The sequence below is a fragment of the Streptomyces griseoluteus genome (assembly GCF_004784465.1).
GTDB classification, from domain to species: Bacteria; Actinomycetota; Actinomycetes; order Streptomycetales; family Streptomycetaceae; genus Streptomyces; species Streptomyces griseoluteus.
Genome location: NZ_SRRU01000005.1, coordinates 473,906 through 498,237, shown reverse-complemented (window position 1 = coordinate 498,237; position 24,332 = coordinate 473,906). Strand labels below are relative to the sequence as shown.

Genomic DNA, 24,332 nt, shown 5'->3' with positions numbered 1-24,332 from the left:
TTCTCCTGCGCGGGGTTCTACAGCACGGCCAGGTTGACCAGCTCGAAGGCGCCCGCAGCGACCAGCGCGGCGGCCGGCATGGTGATGAACCAGCCGAGCACGATGTTCTTGGCGACGCCCCAGCGGACCGCGTTGACCCGCTTGGTCGCGCCCACACCCATGATCGCCGAGGTGATGACATGGGTAGTGGAGATCGGCGCCTTGAACAGGAACGCCGTGGTGAACATGATCGAGGCGCCGGTCGCCTCGGCGGCGAAGCCCTGCGGCGGGTCCAGCTCGATGATCTTGCGGCCGAGGGTGCGCATGATGCGCCAGCCGCCCGCGTAGGTGCCCAGCGAGAGCATCAGCGCACAGGCGATCTTGACCCAGACCGGGATCGGGTCGCCGAAGGTCTCGTTGCCGGAGATGACCAGGGCGAGCACCACGACACCCATGGTCTTCTGCGCGTCCTGGAGGCCGTGGCCGAGCGCCATGCCCGCCGCCGACACCGTCTGGGCTATGCGGAAACCGCGCTTGGCCTTGTGCGGGTTGGCGTTGCGGAACAGCCACAGGATGGCCGTCATCACCAGATAGCCGCCGATGAGACCGACCACCGGGGAGAGGAACATCGGGATGACGATCTTCTCGACCACCCCGCTCCACAGCACGTCGATGCCGCCCGCCAGCGCCGCGCCCACCATGCCGCCGAACAGCGCGTGGGAGGAGGACGAGGGCAGGCCGAAGTACCAGGTGGCGAGGTTCCAGACGATCGCGCCGATCAGCGCGGCGAAGAGGATGGCCATCCCTCTGGAGCCGTGCGGGGTCTCGATCAGGCCCTCGGAGACGGTCTTGGCGACGCCGGAGCCGAGGAAGGCACCGGCGAGGTTCATCACGGCCGCCATCGCCAGCGCGGCGCGCGGGGTCAGCGCGCGCGTCGACACCGAGGTGGCGATCGCGTTCGCGGAGTCGTGGAAGCCGTTGGTGTACGTGAAACCGAGCGCGACCGCGACGGTCACGATCAGAGCGAAGGTGTCCATCGACGCCTCAGGACTCCTTGACGGCGATGGTCTCCACCGTGTTCGCCACGTGTTCGAAGGCGTCCGCCGCCTCTTCCAGCACGTCCACGACCTGCTTGAGCTTCAGCACCTCGATCGCGTCGTACTTGCCGTTGAAGAGCTGGGCGAGCAGCTTGCGGTGGATCTGGTCGGCCTGGTTCTCCAGCCGGTTGACCTCGATCCAGTACTCGGTGAGGTTCGACATGGTGCGCAGGTTCGGCATGGCCTCCGCCGTCAGCACCGCGGCCCGCGCCAGCACCTCGATCTGCTGCTCGACGCCCTTCGGCAGCTCCTCGATGTTGTAGAGGACGACCAGGTCGACGGCCTCCTCCATGAAGTCCATGATGTCGTCGAGCGACGAGGCGAGGTTGTAGATGTCCTCGCGGTCGAACGGCGTGATGAAGGAGGAGTTGAGCTGGTGGAAGATCGCGTGCGTGGCGTCGTCACCGGCGTGTTCCGCGGCCCGCATACGCTCTGCGATCTCGGCTCGGGCGGAGGAGTCCGCCCCGAGCAGTTCCATCAGGAGCTTCGAGCCGGTGACGATGTTGTCCGCGGACGCGGCGAACATGTCGTAGAAGCTCGTCTCCCTGGGGGTCAGACGAAAGCGCACGTGTGGTCCTCGGGGTGCTTTGGTTTCGGTCAGGCTGATGCTAGGCGCATCATCCGGCCACGGCTATCGGGCCATCCCCCAGTGTCGCCCATCGGGCACAGTGCTCGGCACGGGGGACCTTCGACCGGTCCACTACCCCGCGAAATTCGCTACCATATACCCACCAGGGGTATGTGTCCCCGCCCGTCCCGAGATGGAGGCCCGCGATGACGACGACCGAAGCCGGCGCCACGCACGGTTACCACCACCAGAAGGACGAGCACCTCAAGCGGCTGCGCCGGATCGAGGGCCAGATCCGGGGGCTCCAGCGGATGGTGGAGGAGGACATGTACTGCATCGACGTGCTCACCCAGGTGTCCGCCTCCACCAAGGCGCTGCAGTCCTTCGCGCTCCAGCTGCTGGAGGAGCACCTGCGGCACTGCGTCGCGGACGCGGCCCTCAAGGGCGGCGGGGAGATCGACGCGAAGGTGGACGAGGCGACGAAGGCCATCGGCCGTCTGCTGCGCACCTGAGTCAGGCGGCGGCTCCGCGCTCCTCGGTGACCCGGAGCACCTCGTCTATGCTCGCCAGGCTCAGCCGGTCCTCGGCGGCCGAGGCGGCGATGATCAGCTCGCCGCACAGCTCTATCTCGGCGAGGGCCACGTGGTCCTGCACCGCCGTACCGCCGACCGGAGCCACGCGCGTCACCTCTTCCTCTTGGTCCTGCCTGCCGGTACCGGCTTCCTAGAGTAGGGATCGCCCCACGCGCCGCGCATGGCACGGACGGGCTAGTCCGCCGGGGCCCCCTGCCCCTCCGCGAGGCGGCCCGCGTAGATGTCGGCCTCGCGCGGGAGCGTCACGTCGACGGCGGTGCCGAAAGCGTGCAGCAGAGTGATGGAGGCCACGGCCACGGCCGCCGCCTGCCGTCCGTTGACGAAGCTGAAGCGCTGACGGAGCTTGCGGATGCGGCCCTCGTCGTCCAGATACGCGTCGAACGGAACCTCGGCCGTGGCGAACCCTTTCGCCGCCGCCGCGAGCGGCGCCCGGCTGTCCGCCGAGGCCGCGCGGGCCGCGCCCGCCAGGTCGGCGGTGCCCCGGTAGTGCCGTACGGCGGTGCCGCCCACGCTGGTGCGGCCCACGTACGCCGCGCTACGGGTCCCGCGCAGCACCTCGGCGGCGGCGTACGGGTCGGTCGCGCCGCCGGTGACCAGGTTGCCGTCGGAGGCCGTGGCCGCCTCCATCCGCACCCACTTGTCCGCGGGCACGCCCGCGCCCCGGTTCTTCATGAACAGGGCGCCGGGGGTGAGGAGTTCGGTGATGGGCCGGTGCTCCGGGGTGCCGGTGGGGTCCGCCGGGAGGACCACGGTCAGTGCACCGAGGCGGCGCCGGAAGTCGTAGACGCCCCGGCCCCGGATGGTGACCCGGGTGCCGCCGGTGGCCATCTCCATGGAGGTGGTGGCCCGGGCGGTGCCCGCCGCGCGCAGGGTGTCGGCGGCCTGCCGGAGCACGGCCACCGGCTCGCCGCCCGCGCCGTTCACCCCCTCGGCGGTGACTCCGCTGCCGGAACACCCCGAGGCGCCCGCCCCGAGCCCGACCGTGAGTCCCATGATCCCCACCGCGACGCCGGTCCTGCCCGCGCGCGTGTGCTGCCGCCGATCCATGGCCTGCCTTACCCCCAGCCGGTTATGTCCGTCACTGGCCCCCTGTCGTTCCGGTTAACGACCGGTAGGGAGTGCCGTCACGCGCCGACCGGCCCCCGAGGAGGCGGGAGGGGGCGCGCGAACGCCCCAGGGCGCGGCCGGTAGCGTGGCGCCGTGGCGTCTGAGGAGGGCCCCGAGGGGGCGCGGGAACACCGTACGGAGACGACCGAGCAGGGGCGCTTCTGCGTGGCGCGGTGCAGTTGCGGCTGGCGGGGTCCGGCCCGGCGGGCGCGCAGCCAGGCGCGGACGGACGCGGAGGGGCACCTCGGGGGAGCGTGAGCGCCGCGGTCTTTTTGCCCGCGCTTTCAGTGGTGTTCGAGCCGGTGGGTGAGGGCGTCGAGCAGGTCGCGGTCGCGGGGGTGGCTGATCCTGGTACGCGCCTCGGCGGGCGCCAGCCACACCACCTGGTCGACCTCGGAGTTGGGTACGAACGCCCCGGAGACGGCCTCGGCGGCCCAGTACCGCACCTGCTTGGGGCGCCCGTCCACCGGATACCGCAGCGTCGGCAGCTCGGCCCCCAGCTCGGCCGCGAACCCCGTCTCCTCCCCGACCTCCCGCACGGCCGCCGCCTCCGCGGACTCCCCGCGCTTGAGCTTGCCCTTGGGATGCGACCAGTCGTCGTACCGGGGCCGGTGCACGAGGCACACCTCCAGGGCACCGGTGCCGGGGGCCCGGCGCCAGAGCACACAGCCGGCGGCACGGATGAGCTTGGGGAGCGCGTGGGGGCCGGTGGGCACGGGGGCTCCTCGGGGTCAGGACTGCCAGGTCTGCTGGAAGGCGAATCTCGCGGCTTCGACCTCGTGGCGCTGGTCGGCGTGGAGGACGCCGAGGGCGTAGGCGGTGGCGGGGGCGATCCGCGGGGTGCGGGCGGCCTGGGCGGCTTCGGCGGCGGCTTCGGCGGCGTCGCGGTGGCGGGTGAGGGCCTCGGCGGCGGGGCGGAGGCGGGGGTCGGCGGGGGCGGTGCGCGGGATCTCGCGGGCGTAGCGGTGCAGGCGGAGCAGGAGCCGGACCTGGTGCCAGGGGCCGTCCTGGGGGTGCGGGGCGGGGTCGGGGGAGAGGCCGTGGACCAGGGCCTGCGCGTTGTAGGGGTCCCCGGCGGTGACCAGGGGCAGCACGGAGACGGCACCGGCGAGGCGGTCCTCGGCGGCGGCGGCCAGCGGCCCCAGGCCGGCGGTCGCGGCGCCCGGCGCCAGCGGCACGTCGCTGGCCAGCAGGGCGACCCGGTCGGCGACGGCGTGGAAGCGGGCGGAGCCCAGCGCCTCCAGCGCGGCGGAGTGGGCACGCGTCCGCGCCAGGGTGAGCCGGCGTTCCAGCAGCGCCCCCGCCTTGGCGGCGCCCACGGTGAGACTGCCCCGCTCGGCGGCCGGTGCCGGGGCACCCGCGTGCACCACCGCCCGTACCGGCGCCGGAGTTGATCCGGAGAGCCGGTGCAGTGCGAGCAACAGGCGGTCCAGCCGGGCCTCTTGTGCGTGTTCCAGGGCCAAGGTGCCCGACACCCAGGCAAGTTCGGGCCGCATCGAGTCGGCCCAGGCGGGGTCGAGCAGGGTCCGGAAGGTGTGCAGGGCGGCGCTGATCCGGCGGGCGGAGCGGCGCAGCGCCCGCCCCGCGTCGGCGGCGCCCTCGGCCCCGGCCCCGTTCCCGTGCTCCCGCTGGGCCCGCAGCGCGCGCAGGAACTCCGTCGCCTGCGCCCTCAGATACGCGGCGAGGTCGTCCCCGGCGGGGTCCTTCCCGGCGGGGACGGCCCCCGCCGGGACGGTCTCCGGGTGGGGACGGTCAGGGTGTCGTGGTGCCACGCCGGCGCCTCCGGGCGTCAATGAGCATCTCCTGTATGTTGCGCAGGGGGTTTCCGTCGGCGTCCACCGCGTGCCGGGTCCACTCGCCGTCGGGGCCCAGGTGCCAGGAGGCGGTGGTGTCGGACATGCCGGTGTCCAGCAAGCGGTTGAGGGACGCCCGGTGGCCGGGGTCGGTCACCCGGACCAGCGCCTCGATCCGGCGGTCGAGGTTGCGGTGCATCATGTCGGCGCTGCCGAACCAGACTTCGGGCTCGCCGCCGTTGCCGAAGGCGAACACGCGGGAGTGCTCCAGGAACCGGCCGAGGATCGAGCGGACCCGGATGTTCTCCGAGAGTCCCTCGACACCGGGCCGTACCGCGCAGATGCCGCGCACCCAGATGTCGACCGGTACGCCCGCCTGGGAGGCCCGGTAGCAGGCGTCGATGACGGCCTCGTCGACCATGGAGTTGACCTTGATCTTGACGAAGGCCGGGCGGCCCGCGCGGTGGTGCTGGATCTCCTTGTCGATGCGCGATATGAGGCCGTCGCGCAGGGACTTGGGGGCGACCAGCAGCCGGCGGTAGGTCTCGCGGCGGGAGTAGCCGGAGAGCCGGTTGAAGAGGTCGGAGAGGTCCGCGCCGACCTGCGGGTCGGCGGTGAGCAGCCCGAGGTCCTCGTACAGCCGGGCCGTCTTCGGGTGGTAGTTGCCGGTACCGACGTGGCAGTAGCGGCGCAGGGTCTCGCCCTCCTGGCGGACCACGAGCGACAGCTTGCAGTGCGTCTTCAGCCCGACCAGGCCGTAGACGACGTGGCAGCCCGCCTCCTCCAGCTTGCGCGCCCACTTGATGTTGGCGTGCTCGTCGAAGCGGGCCTTGATCTCGACCAGGACGAGGACCTGCTTGCCGGACTCGGCCGCGTCGATCAGCGCGTCCACTATCGGCGAGTCGCCGGAGGTGCGGTACAGCGTCTGCTTGATCGCCAGCACGTCGGGGTCCTGCGCGGCCTGCTCCAGGAACGCCTGCACCGAGGTGGAGAAGGAGTCGTACGGGTGGTGCAGCAGCACGTCCCGCTGGCGCAGCGCGGCGAAGATGTCCGGCGCGGAGGCGGACTCCACCTCGGCGAGGTCCCGGTGGGTGCCCGCGACGAACTTGCGGTACTTCAGCTCCGGGCGGTCCAGGCCGTGGATGCGGAAGAGACCGGTGAGGTCGAGCGGGCCGGGCAGCGGGTAGACCTCGGCCTCGGAGATCTTCAGCTCGCGCACCAGGAGGTCCAGCACCTCCCGGTCGATGTCCTCCTCGACCTCCAGGCGCACCGGGGGCCCGAAGCGGCGCCGCATGAGTTCCTTCTCCAGCGCCTGGAGCAGGTTCTCCGCGTCGTCCTCCTCGACCTCCAGGTCCTCGTTGCGGGTGAGCCGGAAGGCATGGTGCTCCAGCACCTCCATGCCGGGGAACAGCTCCTCCAGGTGCGCCCCGATCACGTCCTCCAGCGGGACGAAACGGCCGGGGCTGCTCTCCAGGAAGCGGGACAGCAGCGGAGGCACCTTCACCCGCGCGAAGTGCTTGTGGCCGCTGACCGGGTTCCGCACGACGACGGCCAGGTTCAGCGAGAGGCCGGAGATGTAGGGGAAGGGGTGCGCGGGGTCCACGGCGAGCGGGGTCAGCACCGGGAAGATCTGGTGCCGGAACAGGGTGAACAGGCGGGCCTGCTCCTTGTCGGTCAGCTCGCTCCAGCGGACCAGGTGGATGCCCTCCTCCGCGAGCGCGGGGGCGACGTCCTCGTGGTAGCAGGCGGCGTGCCGCGCCATCAGCTCGCGCGAGCGGGCCCAGATCATCTCCAGCACCTCGCGGGGCTGGAGCCCGGAGGCGGAGCGGGTGGCGACCCCGGTGGCGATACGCCGCTTCAGACCGGCCACCCGGACCATGAAGAACTCGTCCAGGTTGCTGGCGAAGATCGCGAGGAAGTTGGCACGCTCCAGCAGCGGGGTGGTGGGGTCCTCGGCCAGCTCCAGCACGCGCTCGTTGAAGGCGAGCCAGCTGCGCTCCCGGTCCAGGAAGCGGCCCTGGGGCAGCGGGGCGCCGTCCGTGGCCCGCTCCTCGTACACGTCGAGGTCGGCGTCGAGATCGGGTTCCAGGTCGGAGACGGCCGCCGCGACCGTGTGCGGCCGGTGGGCGGCGATCGAGCCCACGGGGGGCTGCGGCCGCAGGGTGGCGTCGGGGGACGGGTGGGCCGGTACCTGGGCTTCTCGCTGACTCATGAACCCATTCTTCCGCGCCAGGGGCGTTACGGCAGCGTCTGTTTTCAAGTGATCCGCGGGAACGGACGCGCCACCCCCGGCCCCCTCGGGCCGCGGCTGAAAGTGGGGGGCCACGGGTTCCATCGCCCGAGGGTCGCAAGCGGTTCTGAATCAAGGGTTACGGGCACATGACGTCCGGGAAATCGGGGGGCGGCCCCCAGGGACCGCCCCCGTCGGTCAGCCGGTACGGCGGCGCAGCACCACGAAGGAGGCGGCGGTGAGCAGCGCGGTCACGACCAGCAGCAGGGCGCTGGTGGTGAGCTGGAGCGGCCAGAAGTGGGAGGCGGGGTGGAAGGTGGTGTAGAACCCGGTGCCGCCGCGCTGCTCATAGATCCGCCGGCAGACGTCCATGCTGGTCGCCTGGCACTCCGGGGTGGGGATGTGCGCTCCGGTGCGGGTGACCAGGCCGTGGGAGAGCTCGACGCCGGTGTAAAGGTCGGGGTAGCCGTCCTGGAACGGTCCCACCTCGGTCACGGACGTCCGGAGGTGGGGCATGAGCCAGTGGGCGCCGCCGAGCAGCAGCACCGAGGCGGCCACACTGACGCCGAGGGCGGGCAGGGTGCGGCGGACCAGCAGGCCGGTCAGCGTACCCACGGCGAGGGCGGTCAGGCAGGCGGTGACGATCGTGGGGCCGTTGGCATGGAAGGTGAAGGGTACCCACCACGTGGGGCGGTTGCCCGTGCGCTCCTCGGGCGCCTCCCACGCGAACCGGTGCAGGGCCACCAGCAGGCTCGCGCCCACCGTGAGCACCACCGCGGGCAGCGTCAGCCGGACCGCCAGCCAGCGCACCGGACTGACGCTCTGGGTCCAGGCCATCAGCGCCGTGCCCGACTCCAGCTCCCGCGCGGTCAGCGTGGCGCCCGCCCACGCGGCCACGACGAACGGCAGGAGGATCATGGCGTAGGTCAGGAACGTGTACGTGGTGGAGTACGAGCCCGTGTCGACGACGCACCTGCTGAGCCGACGGCACGCGTCCAGCCGGTGCCAGGCGCGGTCCGACTCGTCCGCGAGGGGGCCCGCCGCCCACAGCAGCAGCCCACTGATCGCCACCACCAGGGTGACCCAGACGGCCAGCGCCCACCGGTGCAGAAGAAACGTCCAGCGGGCCTGACGCGGATGTGCGGGGGCTGCTGTGACGGAAAGGGTGCTCACGCGGCGTACTCCTCGGTCAAGGTGAGCGCGGGCGCTCCCGGGCTCCGCAGGTGGGCGAGGACCAGGTCCTCCAGGGTGGGCGCCTCGGTGCGCCAGTCGCCCGACACCGGCCCCGCCGGCCGGATCAGCGCGGAGAGCTGGCGCCCGGTGGTACGGGACTCGACCACCGTGTGCCCGGTCAGACCGTCGGTCTCGGCGGAACCGGCGACACGGAGGTGGGCCGCGAGCAGGTCGTCGATGTCCCCGGCCAGCCGCACCCGGCCGGAGCCGATGAGCAGCAGGTGGTCGCAGGACTCCTCCACCTCGGCGACGACATGGGAGGACATCGCGATGGTGGTGCCGTGCTCGGCGGCTGTGCCCATCAGCACGCCCATCAGATCGTGCCGGGCGAGCGGGTCGAGGTCGGCCATCGGCTCGTCCAGCAGCAGCAGTTCGGGCCGCTTGCCCAGCGCGAGGGCGAGCGCGACGCGGGTGCGCTGGCCGCCGGAGAGGGACCGTATCCGGGTACCGGGGTCGAGGTCGCCGCCGGCGACGATCCGCTCCGCGCCGGCCGCGTCCCAGCGGCCGGGGTTGAGGTCGGCGCCCATGCGCAGCGTCTCCGCGACAGTGAGCTGCGGATACAGCGGCTTGGCCTGCGCGACGTAGCCCACGCGGGGCCGGGCGTCGGCCGGAGAGGTGCCCAGGACCCGCAACTCGCCCTCGGTGGGCGCCATGAGACCCGCGGCGAGGGCGAACAGGGTGCTCTTTCCCGCCCCGTTGGGGCCCACCACGGCACACACGCGCCCGGCGGGCAGCCGGAACGCGCAGTCGCGCAGCGCCCAGGCGCCGCGCCGTCCGTACCGTCTGCCGAGGCCGGTGGCCTCGATCGCGGTGTCGCTCATGAACGCTCTCCCTGGAAGCTCTTGTCGAGGACGGCCGTGAAGAGGGCCGCCATGTCGTCCCGGTCCCATCCGGCCGCGACCGCCCGCCCCGCCCACTCCTCCAGCTCGCCCCGCAGCGGGGAGTCGGCCGGGGCGGCGCCGAGCGTGCGGCGGACGAAGGTGCCCATCCCGCGCCGCGCCTCCACCAGCCCCTCCCGCTCCAGCTCGCGGTACGCCTTCAGGACGGTGTTGGGGTTGATGGCGGTGGCCTCCACGACCTCGCGGGCGGTGGGCAGTTGGTCGCCGGGGCGCAGCAGTCCGAGGCGGAGGGCCTGTTTGGTCTGCTGGACGATCTGGACGTAGGTGGCGACCCCGCTGTGCCGGTCGATGCGGTATTCGACCATGCGCTGAACCACCCTTTCACTAATTGAGTAGTGGAAGGGTGGTGCAGAAGAGGGGCGCCCGTCAAGCCCGGACGCCCCTCAACTCATCGCATGTCAGGGAGGGTTCACGTCTCCGTGCGGTACATCAGGTCCGTCTCGTGGGTGGTGAAGCCCAGTCGCTCGTACACCGACACCGCCGCCTTGTTGTCCGCGTCGACGTAGAGCATCGCGGTGGGCAGGCCGCGCCCGGCCAGGTGGCGCAGGCCGATCGTGGTGAGCGCCTTGCCGAGGCCGCCGCCCTGGCGCCCGGGGCGCACGCCGACCACGTACACCTCGCCGAGCCCCTCCTCGGCGTGCGCCTTGGTCCAGTGGAAGCCGACCAGCTCGCCGTCCTGCTCGGCCAGGAAGAACCCCGCCGGGTCGAACCACGCCTCGCTCTCCCGGTCGTCCAGGTCGCGCCGGGTCAGCGACCCCTGCTCCGGGTGGTGGGCGAACGCCGCCGCGTTGACCTCGAGCCACGCCTCCTCGTCCCGGCCCGGCTCGAAGGCCCGTACCGTCACGCCCCGGGGCAGCACCGGGTCGGGCAGCTCCAGGCCGGTCAACGGCCTTCGCATCTGACGCAGTTCGCGGAACAGGGTCAGGCCGAGCACCTGCGCGAGGTGCCGGGCCGCCGGGTGGCCGCCGTGCGCCCAGACCCGCAGCCGCTTGCCGGAGGCGGCCAGCAGGGCGGTACCGAGCGCCCGTCCGTGCCCGCGTCCCCGGTGGGAGGGCCGCACGACCAGCTCGGCGGCGGGGGCCTCCACCGGGTCGGTGTCCTCCAGCTGGGCATAGCCGACCAGTTCGTCCCCGGCGTGCAGCAGCAGATGGGAGACGCCCGGCCGGGCGCCGCCGCGCAGTTGCAGCCGGCCCTGCTCGGACACCGGCTGCTGTCCGTCCGCGCGGGCGGACTCGGCGAGGAGTGCGAGCACGGCCTCGGCCTGACCCGGCGTGAGTGCGGCGTGCGTCTCGATGGAGCGGGCGGGGAAGGACCGTACGAAGTCGTCGCTGCTCATGCGTACGAGGGTACGGCGCGCGCGGCCGGCGCCGGGTGCGCGCGGAATCCGTTTCCGTCCGGCGGGGTCGAGCGGGGAGAATGCGGGCCATGGGACATCTGGACGTCGCGCATCTCGAGTACTACCTGCCGGACGGGCGGGCGCTGCTCGGTGATGTGTCGTTCCGCGTCGGCGAGGGCTCGGCCGTCGCGCTGGTCGGCCCGAACGGCGCGGGCAAGACGACGCTGCTCAGGATCATCGCGGGCGAACTCGACGCGCACGGCGGCAAGGTGAGCGTCAGCGGCGGCCTCGGGGTGATGCCCCAGTTCGTCGGGGGCGTCCGGGACGAGTCGACCGTCCGCGACCTCCTCGTCTCCGTCGCCCCCAAGCGCATCCGCACGGCCGCGAAGGCGGTCGACGAGGCCGAGCACGCGATCATGACCGTGGACGACGAGGCCGCGCAGATGGCGTACGCCCAGGCCCTCTCCGACTGGGCCGAGGCCCAGGGGTACGAGACGGAGACCCTGTGGGACATGTGCACCACGGCCGCCCTCGGCATCCCCTACGACCAGGCCCAGTGGCGCCAGGTGAACACCCTCTCCGGCGGTGAGCAGAAGCGGCTGGTGCTGGAGTACTTCTTCCGGGGCCACGACGAGGTGCTGCTGCTGGACGAGCCGGACAACTACCTGGACGTGCCCGGCAAGCGCTGGCTGGAGGAGCAGATCCGGGCCACCCGCAAGACCGTGCTGTTCATCTCGCACGACCGGGAACTGCTCGCCCGCTGTGCCGAGCGGATCGTCAGCGTGGAGCCCGCCGAGGGCGGCGCCGACGTCTGGGTGCACGGCGGCGGCTTCGCCACCTACCACGACGCCCGCCGCGAGCGCTTCGCCCGCTTCGAGGAGCTGCGCAGGCGGTGGGCGGAGAAGCACGCCCAGCTCAAGAAGCTGGTGGTCACCCTCCAGCAGGCGGCCTCGGTCAGCCACGAGATGGCCTCGCGGTACGCGGCCGCGCAGACCCGGCTGCGCAAGTTCGAGGAGGCCGGGCCGCCCCCCGAGCCGCCCAAGGAGCAGGACATCCGGATGCGGCTGCGCGGCGGCCGTACCGGCGTGCGCGCGATCACCTGCGAGGCGCTGGAGCTGACCGGGCTGATGAAACCGTTCGACCTGGAGGTCTTCTACGGCGAGCGGGTCGCGGTCCTCGGCTCCAACGGCTCCGGCAAGTCCCACTTCCTGCGTCTGCTGGCCGGGGCGGACATCACGCACACCGGGCTGTGGAAGCTCGGCGCGCGGGTGGTGCCGGGTCACTTCGCGCAGACCCACGCCCACCCCGAGCTGGTCGGCCGCACCCTGCTGGACATTCTGTGGTCCGAGCACTCCCAGGCACGCGGCCCGGCCATGTCGATCCTGCGCCGCTATGGCCTGGACCGACAGGCCGAGCAGAACTTCGAGCGGCTCTCCGGCGGCCAGCAGGCCCGGCTCCAGATCCTGCTGCTGGAACTCGCCGGCACCACCGCCCTGCTGCTGGACGAGCCCACCGACAACCTCGACCTGGAGAGCGCCGAGGCCCTCCAGGAGGCCCTGGAGGCTTACGAGGGGACCGTGCTGGCCGTCACCCACGACCGCTGGTTCGCCCGCTCCTTCGACCGCTTCCTGGTCTTCGGCTCCGACGGCCAGGTCCGTGAGACCCCGGAACCGGTGTGGGACGAACGCCGGGTGGAGCGCGCCCGCTAGCGCCTGCCCTAGCCCTCCTCGTGCGTCTGCGGAGGGGGCGTCGGCGCGCCCGGCAGGCGGACGGTGGCGACCGTGCCGCCGTCCGGGGCGCGGTCGAGCGTGACCTCGCCGCCCGCCTGCTGGACCGTACGGGCCACGATGGACAGGCCGAGTCCCGAGCCGGGCAGCGCGCGGGCGCTGGGGGAGCGCCAGAACCGGTCGAAGACGTACGGGAGCTCATCGGCCGGGATGCCCGGACCGTGGTCCCGTACGGTCAGCACGCCGTCGGTCAACCGGACCTCGACCTTGCCGCCCTCGGGGCTGAACTTCACCGCGTTGTCCAGGATGTTGACCACCGCCCGCTCCAGCGCGGAGGGCTCCGCCCGGACGAACCAGGGCTCCAGGCCGGCCGTGATCGTCAGCTCCGGTCCGCGCAGCCGGGCCCGGCGCAGCGCCTCCTCGACGGTCTCCTGGAAGGAGAACACCTGGACCCGCTCCCCGCGCTGCCCCTCGGCGCGGGACAGCTCCTGCAAGTCACCGATCAGCGCGGCCAGTTCGGTCATCTGTGCCTTCACCGAGGCCAGCAGTGCCTTGCGGTCGGCGGCCGGGATCGGGCGGCCGGTCTCCTCGCTGCGGGTCAGCAGCTCGATGTTGGTGCGCAGCGAGGTGAGCGGGGTGCGCAGCTCGTGCCCGGCGTCCGCGATCAACTGCTGCTGGAGGTCCCGGGACCCGGCCAGCGCGGTCGTCATCGAGTTGAAGGACCGGGAGAGCCGGGCCACCTCGTCGTCGCTGTCGTCGGCCACCGGGATGCGGACGGCCAGGTCCTCGGTGCGGGCCACGTGCTCGACCGCCTCGGTCAGCTTGTCCACCGGCCGCAGCCCGGCCCGCGCCACCGCGAGCCCGGCCACGCCCGCGCCCACCACCCCGATCCCGGAGACGAGCAGCAGGATCAGCGCCAGGTCGCTCAGGGTGCGCTGGGTGTCCTTCAGTGAGAGGGCCACCATCACGGCGACCTCCGGGTACGGCTGCGCCCCTGGTGCCCCGCCGACCGGAACGGCGTTGGTCATGACCCGTACGTCGTCGCCCTTGGAGTCGACGCCGTCGCGCAGGGTGCGCCGGCCGAGGGTGGCGTGCCGGGCGGCGGCCACGTCCGCGGGGGTGGTCTTCACCGTGCCCTCGGAGAACGGGGTGACGCAGGTCTTGCCCTGGGCGGTGACGATCTGGAGGTAGAGGAACGAGGGCGGCCCCTCGTCCGCGCCGGGTGACTGCGGACAGGTCAGCAGCAGCGTGGTCACCTGGTCGGGGCTGAGCGGGCGGCCGAGGCTCTGCAGCCGCTCGTCCATCTCGGCGTAGAGCTTGCCCTGCACGATGAACCAGCAGGTCACCGAGACCGCGGCCACCGCGAAGGCGACGGCCGCCGCGACCAGCATCGCGAGCCTCGCCCGGATCGGCAGCGCCCGGTAGTGCCGCATCAGCCTTCTCACTCGGCGCCGCCCTGCCGCAGGACGTACCCGACGCCCCGGACGGTGTGCACGAGCCGGGGCTCGCCGCCCGCCTCGGTCTTGCGGCGCAGGTACATCACGTACACGTCGAGGGAGTTGGAGGAGGGCTCGAAGTCGAAGCCCCACACCGCCTTGAGGATCTGCTCACGGGTGAGCACCTGGCGCGGGTGCGCCATGAACATCTCCAGCAGGGTGAACTCCGTACGGGTCAGCTCCACCGGCCGCTCGCCCCGCCGTACCTCGCGGGTGGCGAGGTCCATCCGCAGGTCGCCGAAGGTGAGCGCCTCGTCCTCGCGGGCCTCGGCGGACACGCTTCCCGCGTACGAGCTGCGCCGCAGCAGGGCCCTGATGCGGGCGAACAGCTCGTCCAGCTCGAAGGGCTTGACCAGATAGTCGTCGGCCCCGGCGTCCAGGCCGGTGACCCGGTCCCCGACCGTGTCCCGGGCCGTCAGCATCAGGATGGGGGTGGTGTCCCCGGTGTTCCGGATGCGGCGGGCGGCGGTCAGGCCGTCCATCCGGGGCATCTGGATGTCCAGCACGACCAGGTCGGGCCGGTAGTCCCCGGCCTGCTCCAGGGCGTCCGCTCCGTCGACGGCGACCCGGGTGTCGTACCCCTCGAAGGCGAGGCTGCGTTCGAGGGCCTCGCGTACGGCCGGTTCGTCGTCGACGATCAGGATGCGCTGGGGGTCACGGTCGCCTTCGGCGGGGCTCATCGCTGGCGGTACCTCGTGGGTGCGGTGGGGCGTGGACGGGCGGTTCTCAGCCTCGCACGTTTCGGCTCCGCCGCGTCCGAGGCCCGGGGGTCACACCCCGGCCGGGGTGAGCCGGGTCAGGGCGGTGAGGCGGTTCAGCGGCACCTTGCGGCGGTGCGGGCGGGCGGCGGAGGTGCGCAGACCCATGAGCTGGGGCGCGGGGCTGGGCAGCTCGGGCAGGCGGGGGCTGGGGTCGGGGGTGTGCAGCTCGTGCGCCACCTCGAGGGCGACGGCGACGTTCGCCGGTCCGGAGACAGGGGCCTGGTGCGAGACGCGCTTGATCATGACGTTCTCCCTGCTGCTCGGTACTGCGGTGGTGCTCGGGTACGTGCTGTCAGCTCGTGGAACCCGCCCGGAGCTTCGCCAGGTCGGCCTTGACGGTGTCGACGGGGATGGCGAAGCCGAGTCCGATGCTGCCCGCGCCCGAGGACGAGGAAGCCCGGGAACCCGAGGAGTACATGGCGGAGTTGATCCCGATCACCCGGCCGGAGGCGTCGATGAGGGCGCCGCCGGAGTTGCCGGGGTTGAGTGAGGCGTCGGTCTGGATGGCCTTGTAGGTGGTGGTGGCGGAGCCGGTGTCGCCGTTGAACTGGCGGCCGCCGAACTGGAACGGCCACTGCTCGCCGCCGTCCTGTCCCTGTCCGCCCTGGCTCTCGTCGGTGGAGACGGTCACGTCCCGGTCGAGCGCGGAGACGATGCCGCTGGTCACGGTGGAGGTCAGCCCCTCGGGGGAGCCGATCGCCACGACCGTGTCACCGACCTTGACGCCCGAAGAGGTGCCGAGCGGCGCCGCCTTGAGCCCCGAGGCGCCCTCCACCTTCAGCAGCGCCAGGTCCTTGGAGCTGTCGGTGCCGACCACGCGGGCGGTGCGGCTGGTGCCGTCGCTGGTGCGCACCTTCACCGAGGAGGCACCGGAGACGACGTGGTTGTTGGTGACGATCTCGCCCTGGCCGCTGACGATCACGCCGGAGCCGGTGGACGAGCCGTTCGCGAGGGTCGCGTTGACCTCGACCACACTCGGGGTGAGCGCCGAGGCGATGTTCGCCACGTCTCCCTTCTTGCCGGCCGCGACCACCGGGGTGGCCGTGTCGGTGGCGGTGGTGCCGTGCCCGGTGAGCTGCTGGAAGGCGTAGGCGGTGCCTCCGCCGACCGCGGCCGCGACCAGCGCGACCGCCGCGAGCAGCGTGACCGGACCACCGGGACGCTGGCGCCGGTGCCCGGCCCCCGGCCCCGCGGTGGGGGCGTGGGCCGGCGGGGGCGGCCACTCGGGGTGCGCACCGGCCGTGGGAAAGGCCGCGTACGGCTGTGCGGGAGTTCCCTCGGGGTGCTCGTCCTCGTGGCCGCCGCTGCGGCGCGTGCTCTCGGTCATACGAGGAGCATGTCCCGCGACCATGAGAGCTTCGTGAGGCCCGGCTGAGAAGCCCGGCAGAACCGCCTTCGGTTCCTATGAGACCCCGCTGACCTGCGGTTTCAGCTACCGCAGCCGCAGCTGGCGCGGACCTGGAGGCGGGACGGGAAGGTCTTCAGCCGCTCCCGGCGGGAGCCCGCCACGCGCAGACCGTCGTCCAGGACCAGGTCGACCGCCGCGCGGGCCATCGCCGGACGGTCGGAGGCCACCGTGGTCAGCGGCGGGTCGGCGAGCGCCGCCTCCTTGATGTCGTCGAACCCGGCCACCGCCAGCTCGCCCGGCACGTCCAGCCGCAGCTCGCGGGCTGCCCGGAGCACGCCGATGGCCTGGTCGTCGGTGGAGCAGAAGATCGCGGGCGGTCTGTGCGGTCCGGCCAGGATCTCCAGCGCCGCCTTGTAGGCGTCGTAACGGTTGTACGCGGCCTCGAAGAGGCGGCCCTCGGTGGACAGGCCCGCCTCGGACATCGCCCGGCGCCAGCCCTGGACGTGGTCGGAGACCGGGTCGCCCACGGCCGGGGTGTCGGCGGTGCCGCCCATGCAGGCCACGTACTCGTACCCGTGCTCCAGCAGGTGGCGGACGGCGAGCTGGGCGCCGCCGAGGTCGTCGGTGGTGACGGCGACGTCGTCGATGGCCTCCGGGCGCTCGTGCAGCAGCACCACGCGGGCGTCCCACGCCTCGATCTCGGCGGCGGCCTGGTCGTTCAGCGCGTGCGAGACGAGGATGAGACCGGAGACCCGCATGCCGAGGAAGGCCCGCAGATAGTGAACCTCGCGCTCGGCGATGTAGTCGGTGTTCCCGACCAGGACCATCTTCCCGCGCTCGGAGGCGGCCTGTTCGACCGCGTGCGCCATCTCCCCGAAGAAGGGCTGGCGGGCGTCCGGGATGATCAGACCTATCAGGTCGGTACGGCGCGAGGCCATCGCCTGGGCCACCCGGTCCGGGCGGTACCCCAGCTCCTGGATGGCCGCGAGGACACGCTCGCGCGTGGCCGGGGCGACCGGCCGGGGTCCGTTGTTGATGACATAGCTGACCACGGCGGTGGAGGTCCCCGCCAGCCGTGCCACATCATCCCGAGTCACCTTCGCCACGCGCGGAGTCTACGCGGATTGACCCGCTCTGGGCAGGGCATTCGTGGCGTGGACCGCGGGCCGGAGGCAGCCGGGGGTGCCCTGGCACTACCCCGGCGGCGGCGGCTTTAAGCGTCCGCCGCGACTCCGCTGTCCTCGCGGAGGGTGGAGGCGTCCCCTTCCGCCGCCTTTGCCCGCCCGGACGCGGCCCGCCGGGCCTCGGCACGGGCCTCCTCGGCGGCCCGGTCGGGCTTCTCCGGGGTGACGAAGCGGTATCCCACATTGCGGACGGTGCCGATCAGCGACTCGTGCTCCGGGCCGAGCTTGGCCCGCAGCCGCCGTACGTGCACGTCCACGGTGCGGGTGCCGCCGAAGTAGTCGTAGCCCCAGACCTCCTGGAGGAGCTGGGCGCGGGTGAAGACGCGGCCGGGGTGCTGGGCCAGGTACTTCAGCAGCTCGAACTCCTTGAAGGTCAGGTCGAGCACCCGGCCCTTGAGTTTCGCGGAGTAGGTGGCCTCGTCCACGGAGAGGTCGCCGTTGCGGATCTCCATGGGGGAGTCGTCGGTGACGAGCTGCTGGCGGCCCATCGCGAGCCGGAGCCGGGCCTCGACCTCGGCCGGGCCCGCGGTGTCCAGCAGGACGTCGTCGATGCCCCAGTCGGCGGTGACGGCGGCGAGCCCGCCCTCGGTGACCACCAGGACGAGCGGACAGCCCGGCCCGGTGGAGCGCAGCAGCTGACACAGGCTGCGCACCTGCGGGAGGTCCCGGCGGCCGTCGACGAGGATGACGTCGGCACCGGGGGTGTCGACGAGTGCGGGACCCTCCGCCGGGGCGACCCGCACGTTGTGCAGCAGCAGGCCGAGAGCGGGAAGCACCTCCGTCGACGGCTGGAGGGCGTTGGTCAGGAGCAGCAGCGAACTCATACGTCTGGTTCCTCCTCGGTCCCTGCGAGGACGCCTCCGGTGCGGTACCGAAAGCACAAAAGGACTCGGGGGCTTCACTGCCCGAGTCCTCTGCCCAGCAGAATAGCCCACATGAGCAACGGTCCGGCGGGTCATGCGACACGTTCCACCATTCGTCCGAACTCCGAGACGGGTCAAGGCCCCGGTGTCCGGACTTTTCTGCGTACGGCCGACGGAATCGCCGTCGATTCCGTATACGATCCCGGACCCGCCGTATACGAAACGGGCCCGGCCGGGGTGGTCTTCGTGGTCGCCCACGGCTTCACGGGGGACGTGGACCGGCCGCACGTGCGCCGGGTGGCCCGCGCGCTGGCCGCGTACGGGGCGGTGGTGACCTTCTCCTTCCGGGGCCACGGCGCCTCCGGCGGGCGCTCCACGGTGGGCGACCGGGAGGTCCTGGACCTGACGGCCGCCGTGGACTGGGCGCGCGGCTTCGGGCACGCGCGCGTGGTGACCGTCGGCTTCTCCATGGGCGGCTCGGTGGTGCTGCGGCACGCGGCGCTGAACCCCGGCACGGTCGACGCGGTGGTCTCGGTCAGCTCGCCCGCCCGCTGGTACTACCGGGGCACCGCGCCGATGCGCCGGCTGCACTGGCTGGTCACCCGCCCCTCGGGCCGGCTGGTCGGCCGGTACGGCTTCCGCACCCGCATCCACCACCGCGACTGGGACCCCGTGCCGCTCTCCCCGGTGGAGGCGGCCGCCCGGCTGGCGCCGGTCCCGCTGCTGGTGGTGCACGGCGACAGCGACGGCTACTTCCCGCTCGACCACCCCCGGATGCTCGCGGACGCGGCCGGGGAGGCGGGCGAACTCTGGCTGGAGCCGGGGATGGGCCACGCGGAGAACGCGGCCGGGGAGGAGCTGCTGGCCCGGATCGGCCGCTGGGCGCGGGCGCGCACCGGGCGGGGGACGGACTAGCCTTGGCGGCACCGTCTTTATTTGTATTTGTTGTTTCCGCTGTCCGATGAGGAACGAGATGCCCAAGGTCACGGTGCGCTACTGGGCCGCCGCCAAGGCCGCGGCCGGCACCGCCGACGAACCGTACGACGCCGCGACGCTCGCCGAGGCGCTGGCCTGCGTGCGTGAACGGCACCCCGGCGAACTCACCCGCGTGCTGCGCAGGTGCGCGTTCCTCGTCGACGGCGCTCCCGTCGGGACCCGCGCGCATGAGACGGTACGGCTGGCCGAGGGCGGCACGGTCGAGGTGCTCCCGCCGTTCGCAGGAGGATGAGGCGTTGAGCGACCAGCAGTCGTACGAGGGCGGCCCGTACTCGGGGTACGACCCCTACGGGCAGCAGCGGACCCCCGGCAACTGGGCCCCCCAACCGGAGCAGCCGCAGTTCCCGAACCCCTACGCCGAGCCCTACGGGGCCCAGCAGGGCGCGGCCCAGCAGTGGCAGGGGCAGACCTGGGACACCCAGAACCACGCGCGGGTGCCGGTGGCCGAGCAGCCGTACCAGCAGGCCCCCGCGCCGGTGCCGGAGCCCGAGCCCGCCTTCGGTCCCGCCACCCTCGCCGGGAACGCCCGGATCACCGACGCGCAGCGGGCCCGGCTCGAGGGCCGTTCGCCGGTCATCGAGCCCGGCATCCAGCCCGCCGCGCTCACCGCGCTGCTCGGCTCCCTGCTCGCGGTGGCGGCGCCGCTCGGCTCGTACGCCCTGGTGGTGCCGCTGGTGCTGCTCCAGGCCGTGACGGCGGCCGGCTGGTTCCGGCTGAACGGCATGTGGCCCGCCCGGCAGGGCATCGCGCTGGCCTTCCTCGGCGGCCTGGTCGCCGACGTGGCCGTGCTGGCGGCGGGCCGCGAGCAGGCGCCGGTGGCGATCCTCGGCCCGCTCGGCATCTGGGTCCTGCTGGCCCTGGTCCTCCAGCTCCGCTCGCACGCCTCGCCGGACGAGCGGATGTACGGCCTGATGGCCACGGTCGCCTCCTCGGCGCTCGCCATCCTCGCCACCGGCTACCTGGGCGCCGCCCCGGCCGCGGTGTCGGTCGGCGCGGCGGCCGTCGCGGTCGCCGTCCTGGCCCGCGCGCTGCCCATGCCCACCCCGGTGTCGGTCGTCTTCGCCCTCCTGGTGGGGGCGGGCGCCGGCTTCGCCGTCGGCGGCCTGACCGACCTCGGCTCGCAGGGCGCGGCCCTCGGCGCGGGCGCGGCGGTCTGCGCCCTCATCGGCCACCGAGTCGCTGCTTACGACTACCCCTCCCGCTTCGTCCACTTCACCGCGGGCGTGGCCCTCCCCCTCGCCGCGGCCGCCCCGGCGGTCTGGCTCCTGGGCCGCGTCTTCGGCTGACCGGCCCCGCCCCGGCCGGGAGCGATTTCCGGCCGGGGTTTCCTGAACCCGCCGGGGGTAAACGCGGGAAAAGCCGCAGTACGGCGTGGGCCCGTCACAGGTGATCCACAATTTCCGTCCGAGCGGCTCCGGCGGGGCTACGGTGGCGGCGCCGGAACCGAGCCGCCGACCTTTGGGGAGAACATGCGGGCCCTGCGAATACTTCTGATCCTCGTCGTGATCCTCGGCGGGCTCTTCGTGATCGCGGACCGCGTGGCGGTGCACTTCGCCGAGGGCGAGGTCGCGGACCGGGTGAGGGCGCGGGAGAACCTCGCCTCGACGCCGGACGTGGACATCAAGGGCTTCCCGTTCCTCACCCAGGTGGCCTCCGGCTCGCTGGACGAGGTGGAGCTGGGCATCCCGTCGTATCCGGTGCCCACCGGCACCGAAGGCCGCACGATCCGTATCGACGACCTCAAGGCCGACGTGAAGGACGTGAAGTTCTCCGGCGACTACTCCTCGGCCACCGCCAGGACAGGCACCGGTTCCGCGACCATCGCCTACGACCAGCTCATGCAGGCCGCCAAGACCGAGCCGACCGAGCTGGCGCCCGGCATCACCGCCCGGATCACCGGCCTCGGCGACGGCGGCGACGGCAAGATCAAGGTCTCGGTGAAGCTCGGCATCCCGGCGCTCGGCATCCAGCGGACCATTCCGGTGCTCAGTTCCCTCGACGTCAAGGGCGGCAAGGTCTCGGTGCACGCGGACGCGCTGCCGGTCATCGCGGGCGCCAACCTGGCGGACGGCACCTTCCGCCAGATCACCGACTTCCAGCAGGCCCTGGACAAGTTGCCGGGCGGCATCGCGGTGAGCAGCGTGCGGGCCACGGCGGACGGGGTGCGGATCGGCGTGACGGGTTCGGACCTGAAGCTGGCCGGGTAGGACCCCGCCGGAGCGTCGTACATCCGTCCGAGTGACGAGACGCGGTGTCCGTACCGCAGATGTGCGGCGGACGTGAAGACCGGGAGGAGCGCCCTCAGGCCCGGAAGCCGGGCGCCGGGGCGCTTCTCCTGTTGCCGGACGCCTCGGCTGCGTCCAATATCCGGACGATGGCGTCTCATCATTCGACACGCCGGTGACACGTGCGCCCGGATCTCCTTACGATCGACGGCATGAAGCGACAGGCGGATCTCACGAAGCGGCGGGCAGTGGACCTGTGCCGCGTTGCCGCCATGCTCTGTCGCCCCTTCTGAGCGGAAGTCACCGCACTCCCGCATCTCCATGCCGCCCTGCTGGAAGGGCATTCGTGCGCCGCCGCACCCGTATGCGCGCGCACCCCTCTCACCGCACGCCACCGTGACTGCCCCGGAGGAGAAAAAGCATGAGCCGCAGCGACGTCCTGGTCGACGCCGACTGGGTGCAGGAGCACCTCGACGACCCGACCATCGCCCTCGTGGAGGTGGACGAGGACACGTCCGCCTACGAGAAGAACCACATCCGCAACGCGATCCGCGTCGACTGGACCAAGGACCTCCAGGACCCGGTCCGCCGTGACTTCATCGACCAGGAGGGCTTCGAGAAGCTCCTGTCGGAGAAGGGCATCGGCAACGACACCCTGGTCGTCCTCTACGGCGGCAACAACAACTGGTTCGCGTCCTACGCGTACTGGTACTTCAAGCTGTACGGCCACGACAACGTCAAGCTCCTCGACGGCGGCCGCAAGAAGTGGGAGCTGGACGCCCGCGAGCTGGTCCCCGGTGACGAGGTGCCCGAGCGGCCGAAGACCGACTACAAGGCCAAGCCGCAGAACACCGCGATCCGCGCCTTCCGCGACGACGTGGTGGCCGCGATCGGCAACCAGAACCTGGTCGACGTGCGCTCGCCCGACGAGTTCTCCGGCAAGCTGCTCGCCCCGGCCCACCTCCCGCAGGAGCAGTCCCAGCGCCCCGGCCACGTGCCGAGCGCCCGCAACATCCCGTGGTCGAAGAACGCCAACGACGACGGCACCTTGAAGTCCGACGAGGAGCTGAAGGAGCTGTACGCGGCGGAGGGCGTCGACCTCGCCAAGGACACCATCGCCTACTGCCGCATCGGCGAGCGCTCGGCGCTCACCTGGTTCGTGCTGCACGAGCTGCTGGGCGTGGAGAACGTCAAGAACTACGACGGTTCCTGGACCGAGTACGGCTCGCTGGTCGGCGTGCCGATCGAGCTGGGCGCAGCCAAGTAAGTCAAGCAAGCAAACCCCGACCGACCTTCTGGTCAGACCCCTTACGGAGAAAGCCATGTGTGGAGCGAAGGCCGGCGGCCCGGACGCCTCGACGATCAAGCCCGGTGAGACCACCATCCAGGGGCAGGTGACGCGGGACGGCGAGCCGGTGACGGGCTATGTCCGCCTGCTGGACTCGACGGGCGAGTTCACCGCGGAGGTCCCCACCTCCGCCACGGGGCAGTTCCGCTTCTACGCGGCCGAGGGCACGTGGACCGTACGCGCCCTGGTGCCCGGCGGCACCGCCGACCGCACGGTCGTCGCCCAGCCGGGCGGTCTGGCCGAGGTCGCCATCGCCGTCTGAGACGTACGCGGACGCTCGCGGCCGGGGCAGGGGCCGCGCCCACCGGGTTGGACACCTGGGGCGCGGCCCTTCCGGCTGTCCGGCCCTACTCTGGACTCATGTACGCACGGCGGCGTCGCTGGTACTTCGTGATGATGGGGGTCTGCGTCGTCCTCTTCGTCCTCGCCTGGGCGGTGGTCCGGATCTGGTCCGTCCCCGCGGCGGTCGGGATGTGCCTGTTCGCCATGGTGATCCCGCCGGTGGCCGCGATGGTCGCGAACCGGCGCGGGCCGGAGGACCGGTGGTGGGACGCCCCTTCCGGGGACCCCGAGTCCGACGACTGGTGGGACGAGCTGGACGGCAAGAAGCGCCCGCGCCCCTAGGGCCTCTCGTTTGGATCTTGCCGGGCTCGCGGGGTCTGGCACCGCGCCTCGCGGCGTTGTCGTCGGTTGCCATGGCTCCGCCATGTCGCCCTCCTCCGCCTTGCGATGCACGGCACCAGACCCCGCTCCCTGATCCGGCCTGATCCAAACGAAAGACCCTAGGGGGTTGGGGGGTGGCCGGCGCCGATCACGCAGAAGCGGTTGCCCTCGGGGTCGGCGAGCACCGCGAAGTCGGGGTCGGCGGGGTACAGCTCTCACGCGACGCGCTCGGCGCCCAGACCGGTCAGCCGGGCCGCCTCGGCCTCCCGCTCCGCCCGGTCCTCGACGTACAGATCCAGGTGCACGCGGGGCTTATCCCCCACCGGCGAGGTGCTCCGGCCGAGGGCGATGAGGGGCCCCTGCCCTTCGGCCGGAATCAGCACGGTCCAGCCCTCGTCCACCGCGCCGTCGCGCGGGACGTACCCCAGAGCCCGCCGCCAGAACTCCGCGGCCCGCCGCACGTCGGCGGCCTCACGATGGTCCCGAGCCTCAGCGTGCGCCGATTCCGGCAGGCGGATGATCAGTAGACGAGGGCCTGCGTGCCGTCCGCCATGACCTCCTGCACGAAGACCTGCGCCCCGGCGATCCGTACGCCCTCGATGACGTCCGCCTCACCGATGTCCCGCCGCACCGCGCACTGCGTGCACAGCGTGACCCGCCCCGCCGAGAGCACCGACTCCAGCAGGTCCTGCAACGGCGCCGCGTGCGGCAGCTCGAACTCCGCCGCCCGCCCCGGCAGCGCGAACCACGCCGACTCCCCGGTCAGCCACACCGACACCTCCACCCCACTCGCCACGGCCACCGCCGCCACGGTGAACGCCTGAGAACACCGCTCCGGCGCATCGGCCCCGGAGGTCACCTTGATCACGAGCTTGTTCGCCATGCG

Annotated in this window: 29 protein-coding genes and 1 pseudogene; 11 read left to right on the top strand and 19 right to left on the bottom strand. The window is 72.4% G+C overall.

Going from position 1 to position 24,332, the window contains the following annotated elements; genetic code table 11:
* Nucleotides 1-17: 17 nt before the first annotated feature.
* Both E5082_RS17095 and E5082_RS17090 read right to left on the bottom strand, forming a co-directional pair.
* Nucleotides 18-1,016, bottom strand: coding sequence for an inorganic phosphate transporter (locus E5082_RS17095; protein ID WP_135792090.1), 999 nt, complete (start codon nucleotides 1,014-1,016; stop codon nucleotides 18-20).
* A 7-nt stretch (nucleotides 1,017-1,023) separates the two neighbouring features.
* Complete coding sequence (locus E5082_RS17090; RefSeq protein ID WP_030804247.1) at nucleotides 1,024-1,644, bottom strand: DUF47 domain-containing protein; 621 nt, start codon at nucleotides 1,642-1,644, stop codon at nucleotides 1,024-1,026.
* Nucleotides 1,645-1,850: 206 nt separating this feature from the next.
* Here E5082_RS17090 and E5082_RS17085 point away from each other — a divergent pair, with 206 nt between their 5' ends.
* Entirely contained in the window at nucleotides 1,851-2,156 is a 306-nt protein-coding gene (locus E5082_RS17085; RefSeq protein WP_135792089.1) for a metal-sensitive transcriptional regulator, read from the top strand.
* A gap of 1 nt (nucleotide 2,157) precedes the next feature.
* On the opposite strand, the gene E5082_RS32405 is transcribed toward E5082_RS17085, so the two are convergent.
* Nucleotides 2,158-2,331 (bottom strand): hypothetical protein, encoded by a 174-nt coding sequence (locus tag E5082_RS32405; protein ID WP_158713917.1) that lies wholly within the window; start codon nucleotides 2,329-2,331, stop codon nucleotides 2,158-2,160.
* 80 nt (nucleotides 2,332-2,411) lie between these two features.
* Nucleotides 2,412-3,284, bottom strand: coding sequence for an SCO4651 family lipoprotein (locus tag E5082_RS17080; protein ID WP_135792088.1), 873 nt, complete (start codon nucleotides 3,282-3,284; stop codon nucleotides 2,412-2,414).
* Between the two features lie 153 nt (nucleotides 3,285-3,437).
* Here E5082_RS17080 and E5082_RS32400 point away from each other — a divergent pair, with 153 nt between their 5' ends.
* A complete protein-coding gene (locus tag E5082_RS32400; RefSeq protein ID WP_167513627.1) occupies nucleotides 3,438-3,602 on the top strand; it encodes a hypothetical protein in 165 nt (54 codons plus the stop codon).
* A 26-nt stretch (nucleotides 3,603-3,628) separates the two neighbouring features.
* Here E5082_RS32400 and E5082_RS17075 read toward each other — a convergent pair whose 3' ends face one another.
* The 7 genes from E5082_RS17075 to mshD all read right to left on the bottom strand — a co-directional run bounded on the left by E5082_RS17075 (nucleotide 3,629) and on the right by mshD (nucleotide 10,835).
* Entirely contained in the window at nucleotides 3,629-4,060 is a 432-nt protein-coding gene (locus tag E5082_RS17075; protein ID WP_135792087.1) for an NUDIX hydrolase, read from the bottom strand.
* A 15-nt stretch (nucleotides 4,061-4,075) separates the two neighbouring features.
* Nucleotides 4,076-5,116: a CHAD domain-containing protein gene (locus E5082_RS17070; RefSeq protein ID WP_373310075.1), complete on the bottom strand. Its 1,041-nt coding sequence runs from the start codon at nucleotides 5,114-5,116 to the stop codon at nucleotides 4,076-4,078.
* The gene (locus E5082_RS17065; protein WP_135792085.1) at nucleotides 5,097-7,349 is read right to left on the bottom strand and encodes an RNA degradosome polyphosphate kinase; all 2,253 of its coding nucleotides are present in this window, start codon (nucleotides 7,347-7,349) and stop codon (nucleotides 5,097-5,099) included. Before E5082_RS17065 ends, E5082_RS17070 begins: the two co-directional genes overlap by 20 nt.
* 216 nt (nucleotides 7,350-7,565) lie before the next feature.
* Nucleotides 7,566-8,540: an ABC transporter permease gene (locus tag E5082_RS17060; RefSeq protein ID WP_135792084.1), complete on the bottom strand. Its 975-nt coding sequence runs from the start codon at nucleotides 8,538-8,540 to the stop codon at nucleotides 7,566-7,568.
* Nucleotides 8,537-9,421 carry an ABC transporter ATP-binding protein gene (locus E5082_RS17055; protein ID WP_135792083.1) on the bottom strand — a complete coding sequence of 295 codons (885 nt, stop codon included), beginning with the start codon at nucleotides 9,419-9,421 and terminating at the stop codon, nucleotides 8,537-8,539. The genes E5082_RS17060 and E5082_RS17055 overlap by 4 nt, the downstream gene beginning before the upstream one ends.
* On the bottom strand, nucleotides 9,418-9,804 hold the full coding sequence (locus E5082_RS17050) for a GntR family transcriptional regulator (protein WP_135792082.1): 387 nt from the start codon (nucleotides 9,802-9,804) through the stop codon (nucleotides 9,418-9,420). Before E5082_RS17050 ends, E5082_RS17055 begins: the two co-directional genes overlap by 4 nt.
* Before the next feature lie 104 nt (nucleotides 9,805-9,908).
* Nucleotides 9,909-10,835: a mycothiol synthase gene (mshD, locus tag E5082_RS17045; RefSeq protein WP_135792081.1), complete on the bottom strand. Its 927-nt coding sequence runs from the start codon at nucleotides 10,833-10,835 to the stop codon at nucleotides 9,909-9,911.
* An 89-nt stretch (nucleotides 10,836-10,924) separates the two neighbouring features.
* Between mshD and E5082_RS17040 the strand changes: the two genes are divergently transcribed.
* Entirely contained in the window at nucleotides 10,925-12,544 is a 1,620-nt protein-coding gene (locus tag E5082_RS17040; protein WP_135792080.1) for an ABC-F family ATP-binding cassette domain-containing protein, read from the top strand.
* 8 nt (nucleotides 12,545-12,552) lie between these two features.
* Here E5082_RS17040 and E5082_RS17035 read toward each other — a convergent pair whose 3' ends face one another.
* The 6 genes from E5082_RS17035 to E5082_RS17010 all read right to left on the bottom strand — a co-directional run bounded on the left by E5082_RS17035 (nucleotide 12,553) and on the right by E5082_RS17010 (nucleotide 18,175).
* Complete coding sequence (locus E5082_RS17035) at nucleotides 12,553-13,995, bottom strand: sensor histidine kinase (protein ID WP_229918931.1); 1,443 nt, start codon at nucleotides 13,993-13,995, stop codon at nucleotides 12,553-12,555.
* 8 nt (nucleotides 13,996-14,003) lie between these two features.
* Nucleotides 14,004-14,738 (bottom strand): response regulator transcription factor, encoded by a 735-nt coding sequence (locus tag E5082_RS17030; protein ID WP_135792078.1) that lies wholly within the window; start codon nucleotides 14,736-14,738, stop codon nucleotides 14,004-14,006.
* 90 nt (nucleotides 14,739-14,828) lie between these two features.
* Nucleotides 14,829-15,062 carry a hypothetical protein gene (locus E5082_RS17025; protein ID WP_135792077.1) on the bottom strand — a complete coding sequence of 78 codons (234 nt, stop codon included), beginning with the start codon at nucleotides 15,060-15,062 and terminating at the stop codon, nucleotides 14,829-14,831.
* Nucleotides 15,063-15,111: 49 nt separating this feature from the next.
* On the bottom strand, nucleotides 15,112-16,146 hold the full coding sequence (locus tag E5082_RS17020; RefSeq protein ID WP_135792076.1) for a S1C family serine protease: 1,035 nt from the start codon (nucleotides 16,144-16,146) through the stop codon (nucleotides 15,112-15,114).
* A gap of 101 nt (nucleotides 16,147-16,247) precedes the next feature.
* Entirely contained in the window at nucleotides 16,248-17,273 is a 1,026-nt protein-coding gene (locus tag E5082_RS17015; RefSeq protein WP_135792075.1) for a LacI family DNA-binding transcriptional regulator, read from the bottom strand.
* A 107-nt stretch (nucleotides 17,274-17,380) separates the two neighbouring features.
* Complete coding sequence (locus E5082_RS17010) at nucleotides 17,381-18,175, bottom strand: winged helix-turn-helix transcriptional regulator (protein ID WP_135792074.1); 795 nt, start codon at nucleotides 18,173-18,175, stop codon at nucleotides 17,381-17,383.
* A gap of 111 nt (nucleotides 18,176-18,286) precedes the next feature.
* Here E5082_RS17010 and E5082_RS17005 point away from each other — a divergent pair, with 111 nt between their 5' ends.
* The 8 genes from E5082_RS17005 (at nucleotide 18,287) to E5082_RS16975 (ending at nucleotide 23,407) form a co-directional block, all read left to right on the top strand.
* Nucleotides 18,287-19,129, top strand: coding sequence for an alpha/beta hydrolase (locus E5082_RS17005; protein WP_135792073.1), 843 nt, complete (start codon nucleotides 18,287-18,289; stop codon nucleotides 19,127-19,129).
* Nucleotides 19,130-19,187: 58 nt separating this feature from the next.
* On the top strand, nucleotides 19,188-19,442 hold the full coding sequence (locus E5082_RS17000) for a MoaD/ThiS family protein (RefSeq protein ID WP_086694121.1): 255 nt from the start codon (nucleotides 19,188-19,190) through the stop codon (nucleotides 19,440-19,442).
* Nucleotides 19,443-19,446: 4 nt separating this feature from the next.
* On the top strand, nucleotides 19,447-20,496 hold the full coding sequence (locus E5082_RS16995; protein WP_135792072.1) for a hypothetical protein: 1,050 nt from the start codon (nucleotides 19,447-19,449) through the stop codon (nucleotides 20,494-20,496).
* Between the two features lie 183 nt (nucleotides 20,497-20,679).
* On the top strand, nucleotides 20,680-21,417 hold the full coding sequence (locus E5082_RS16990; RefSeq protein WP_135792071.1) for an LmeA family phospholipid-binding protein: 738 nt from the start codon (nucleotides 20,680-20,682) through the stop codon (nucleotides 21,415-21,417).
* Nucleotides 21,418-21,647: 230 nt separating this feature from the next.
* Nucleotides 21,648-21,728, top strand: a complete 81-nt coding sequence (locus E5082_RS33700; RefSeq protein ID WP_350751515.1) for an Ms5788A family Cys-rich leader peptide — start codon at nucleotides 21,648-21,650, stop codon at nucleotides 21,726-21,728.
* Nucleotides 21,729-21,856: 128 nt separating this feature from the next.
* Nucleotides 21,857-22,702 (top strand): sulfurtransferase, encoded by an 846-nt coding sequence (locus E5082_RS16985; RefSeq protein ID WP_135792070.1) that lies wholly within the window; start codon nucleotides 21,857-21,859, stop codon nucleotides 22,700-22,702.
* Nucleotides 22,703-22,757: 55 nt separating this feature from the next.
* Entirely contained in the window at nucleotides 22,758-23,045 is a 288-nt protein-coding gene (locus E5082_RS16980; protein WP_031183962.1) for a DUF1416 domain-containing protein, read from the top strand.
* Between the two features lie 98 nt (nucleotides 23,046-23,143).
* Nucleotides 23,144-23,407, top strand: coding sequence for a DUF3099 domain-containing protein (locus E5082_RS16975; protein WP_086694124.1), 264 nt, complete (start codon nucleotides 23,144-23,146; stop codon nucleotides 23,405-23,407).
* Nucleotides 23,408-23,565: 158 nt separating this feature from the next.
* Here E5082_RS16975 and E5082_RS16970 read toward each other — a convergent pair.
* Both E5082_RS16970 and E5082_RS16965 read right to left on the bottom strand, forming a co-directional pair.
* Nucleotides 23,566-23,958: pseudogene (locus tag E5082_RS16970) on the bottom strand (VOC family protein).
* A gap of 8 nt (nucleotides 23,959-23,966) precedes the next feature.
* Nucleotides 23,967-24,329 (bottom strand): DsrE family protein, encoded by a 363-nt coding sequence (locus E5082_RS16965; protein ID WP_135792069.1) that lies wholly within the window; start codon nucleotides 24,327-24,329, stop codon nucleotides 23,967-23,969.
* Nucleotides 24,330-24,332: the final 3 nt, after the last annotated feature.

Coding starts and splice junctions, on each gene's coding strand:
- E5082_RS17095 (WP_135792090.1), bottom strand. CDS start 1,016: ATGGACACCTTCGCTCTGATCGTGACCGTCGCGGTCGCGCTCGGTTTC.
- E5082_RS17085 (WP_135792089.1), top strand. CDS start 1,851: ATGACGACGACCGAAGCCGGCGCCACGCACGGTTACCACCACCAGAAG.
- E5082_RS17080 (WP_135792088.1), bottom strand. CDS start 3,284: ATGGATCGGCGGCAGCACACGCGCGCGGGCAGGACCGGCGTCGCGGTG.
- E5082_RS17065 (WP_135792085.1), bottom strand. CDS start 7,349: ATGAGTCAGCGAGAAGCCCAGGTACCGGCCCACCCGTCCCCCGACGCC.
- E5082_RS17055 (WP_135792083.1), bottom strand. CDS start 9,421: ATGAGCGACACCGCGATCGAGGCCACCGGCCTCGGCAGACGGTACGGA.
- E5082_RS17050 (WP_135792082.1), bottom strand. CDS start 9,804: ATGGTCGAATACCGCATCGACCGGCACAGCGGGGTCGCCACCTACGTC.
- mshD (WP_135792081.1), bottom strand. CDS start 10,835: ATGAGCAGCGACGACTTCGTACGGTCCTTCCCCGCCCGCTCCATCGAG.
- E5082_RS17040 (WP_135792080.1), top strand. CDS start 10,925: ATGGGACATCTGGACGTCGCGCATCTCGAGTACTACCTGCCGGACGGG.
- E5082_RS17035 (WP_229918931.1), bottom strand. CDS start 13,995: ATGCGGCACTACCGGGCGCTGCCGATCCGGGCGAGGCTCGCGATGCTG.
- E5082_RS17030 (WP_135792078.1), bottom strand. CDS start 14,738: ATGAGCCCCGCCGAAGGCGACCGTGACCCCCAGCGCATCCTGATCGTC.
- E5082_RS17025 (WP_135792077.1), bottom strand. CDS start 15,062: ATGATCAAGCGCGTCTCGCACCAGGCCCCTGTCTCCGGACCGGCGAAC.
- E5082_RS17020 (WP_135792076.1), bottom strand. CDS start 16,146: ATGACCGAGAGCACGCGCCGCAGCGGCGGCCACGAGGACGAGCACCCC.
- E5082_RS17010 (WP_135792074.1), bottom strand. CDS start 18,175: ATGAGTTCGCTGCTGCTCCTGACCAACGCCCTCCAGCCGTCGACGGAG.
- E5082_RS17005 (WP_135792073.1), top strand. CDS start 18,287: ATGAGCAACGGTCCGGCGGGTCATGCGACACGTTCCACCATTCGTCCG.
- E5082_RS17000 (WP_086694121.1), top strand. CDS start 19,188: ATGCCCAAGGTCACGGTGCGCTACTGGGCCGCCGCCAAGGCCGCGGCC.
- E5082_RS16990 (WP_135792071.1), top strand. CDS start 20,680: ATGCGGGCCCTGCGAATACTTCTGATCCTCGTCGTGATCCTCGGCGGG.
- E5082_RS33700 (WP_350751515.1), top strand. CDS start 21,648: ATGAAGCGACAGGCGGATCTCACGAAGCGGCGGGCAGTGGACCTGTGC.
- E5082_RS16985 (WP_135792070.1), top strand. CDS start 21,857: ATGAGCCGCAGCGACGTCCTGGTCGACGCCGACTGGGTGCAGGAGCAC.
- E5082_RS16980 (WP_031183962.1), top strand. CDS start 22,758: ATGTGTGGAGCGAAGGCCGGCGGCCCGGACGCCTCGACGATCAAGCCC.
- E5082_RS16975 (WP_086694124.1), top strand. CDS start 23,144: ATGTACGCACGGCGGCGTCGCTGGTACTTCGTGATGATGGGGGTCTGC.
- E5082_RS16965 (WP_135792069.1), bottom strand. CDS start 24,329: ATGGCGAACAAGCTCGTGATCAAGGTGACCTCCGGGGCCGATGCGCCG.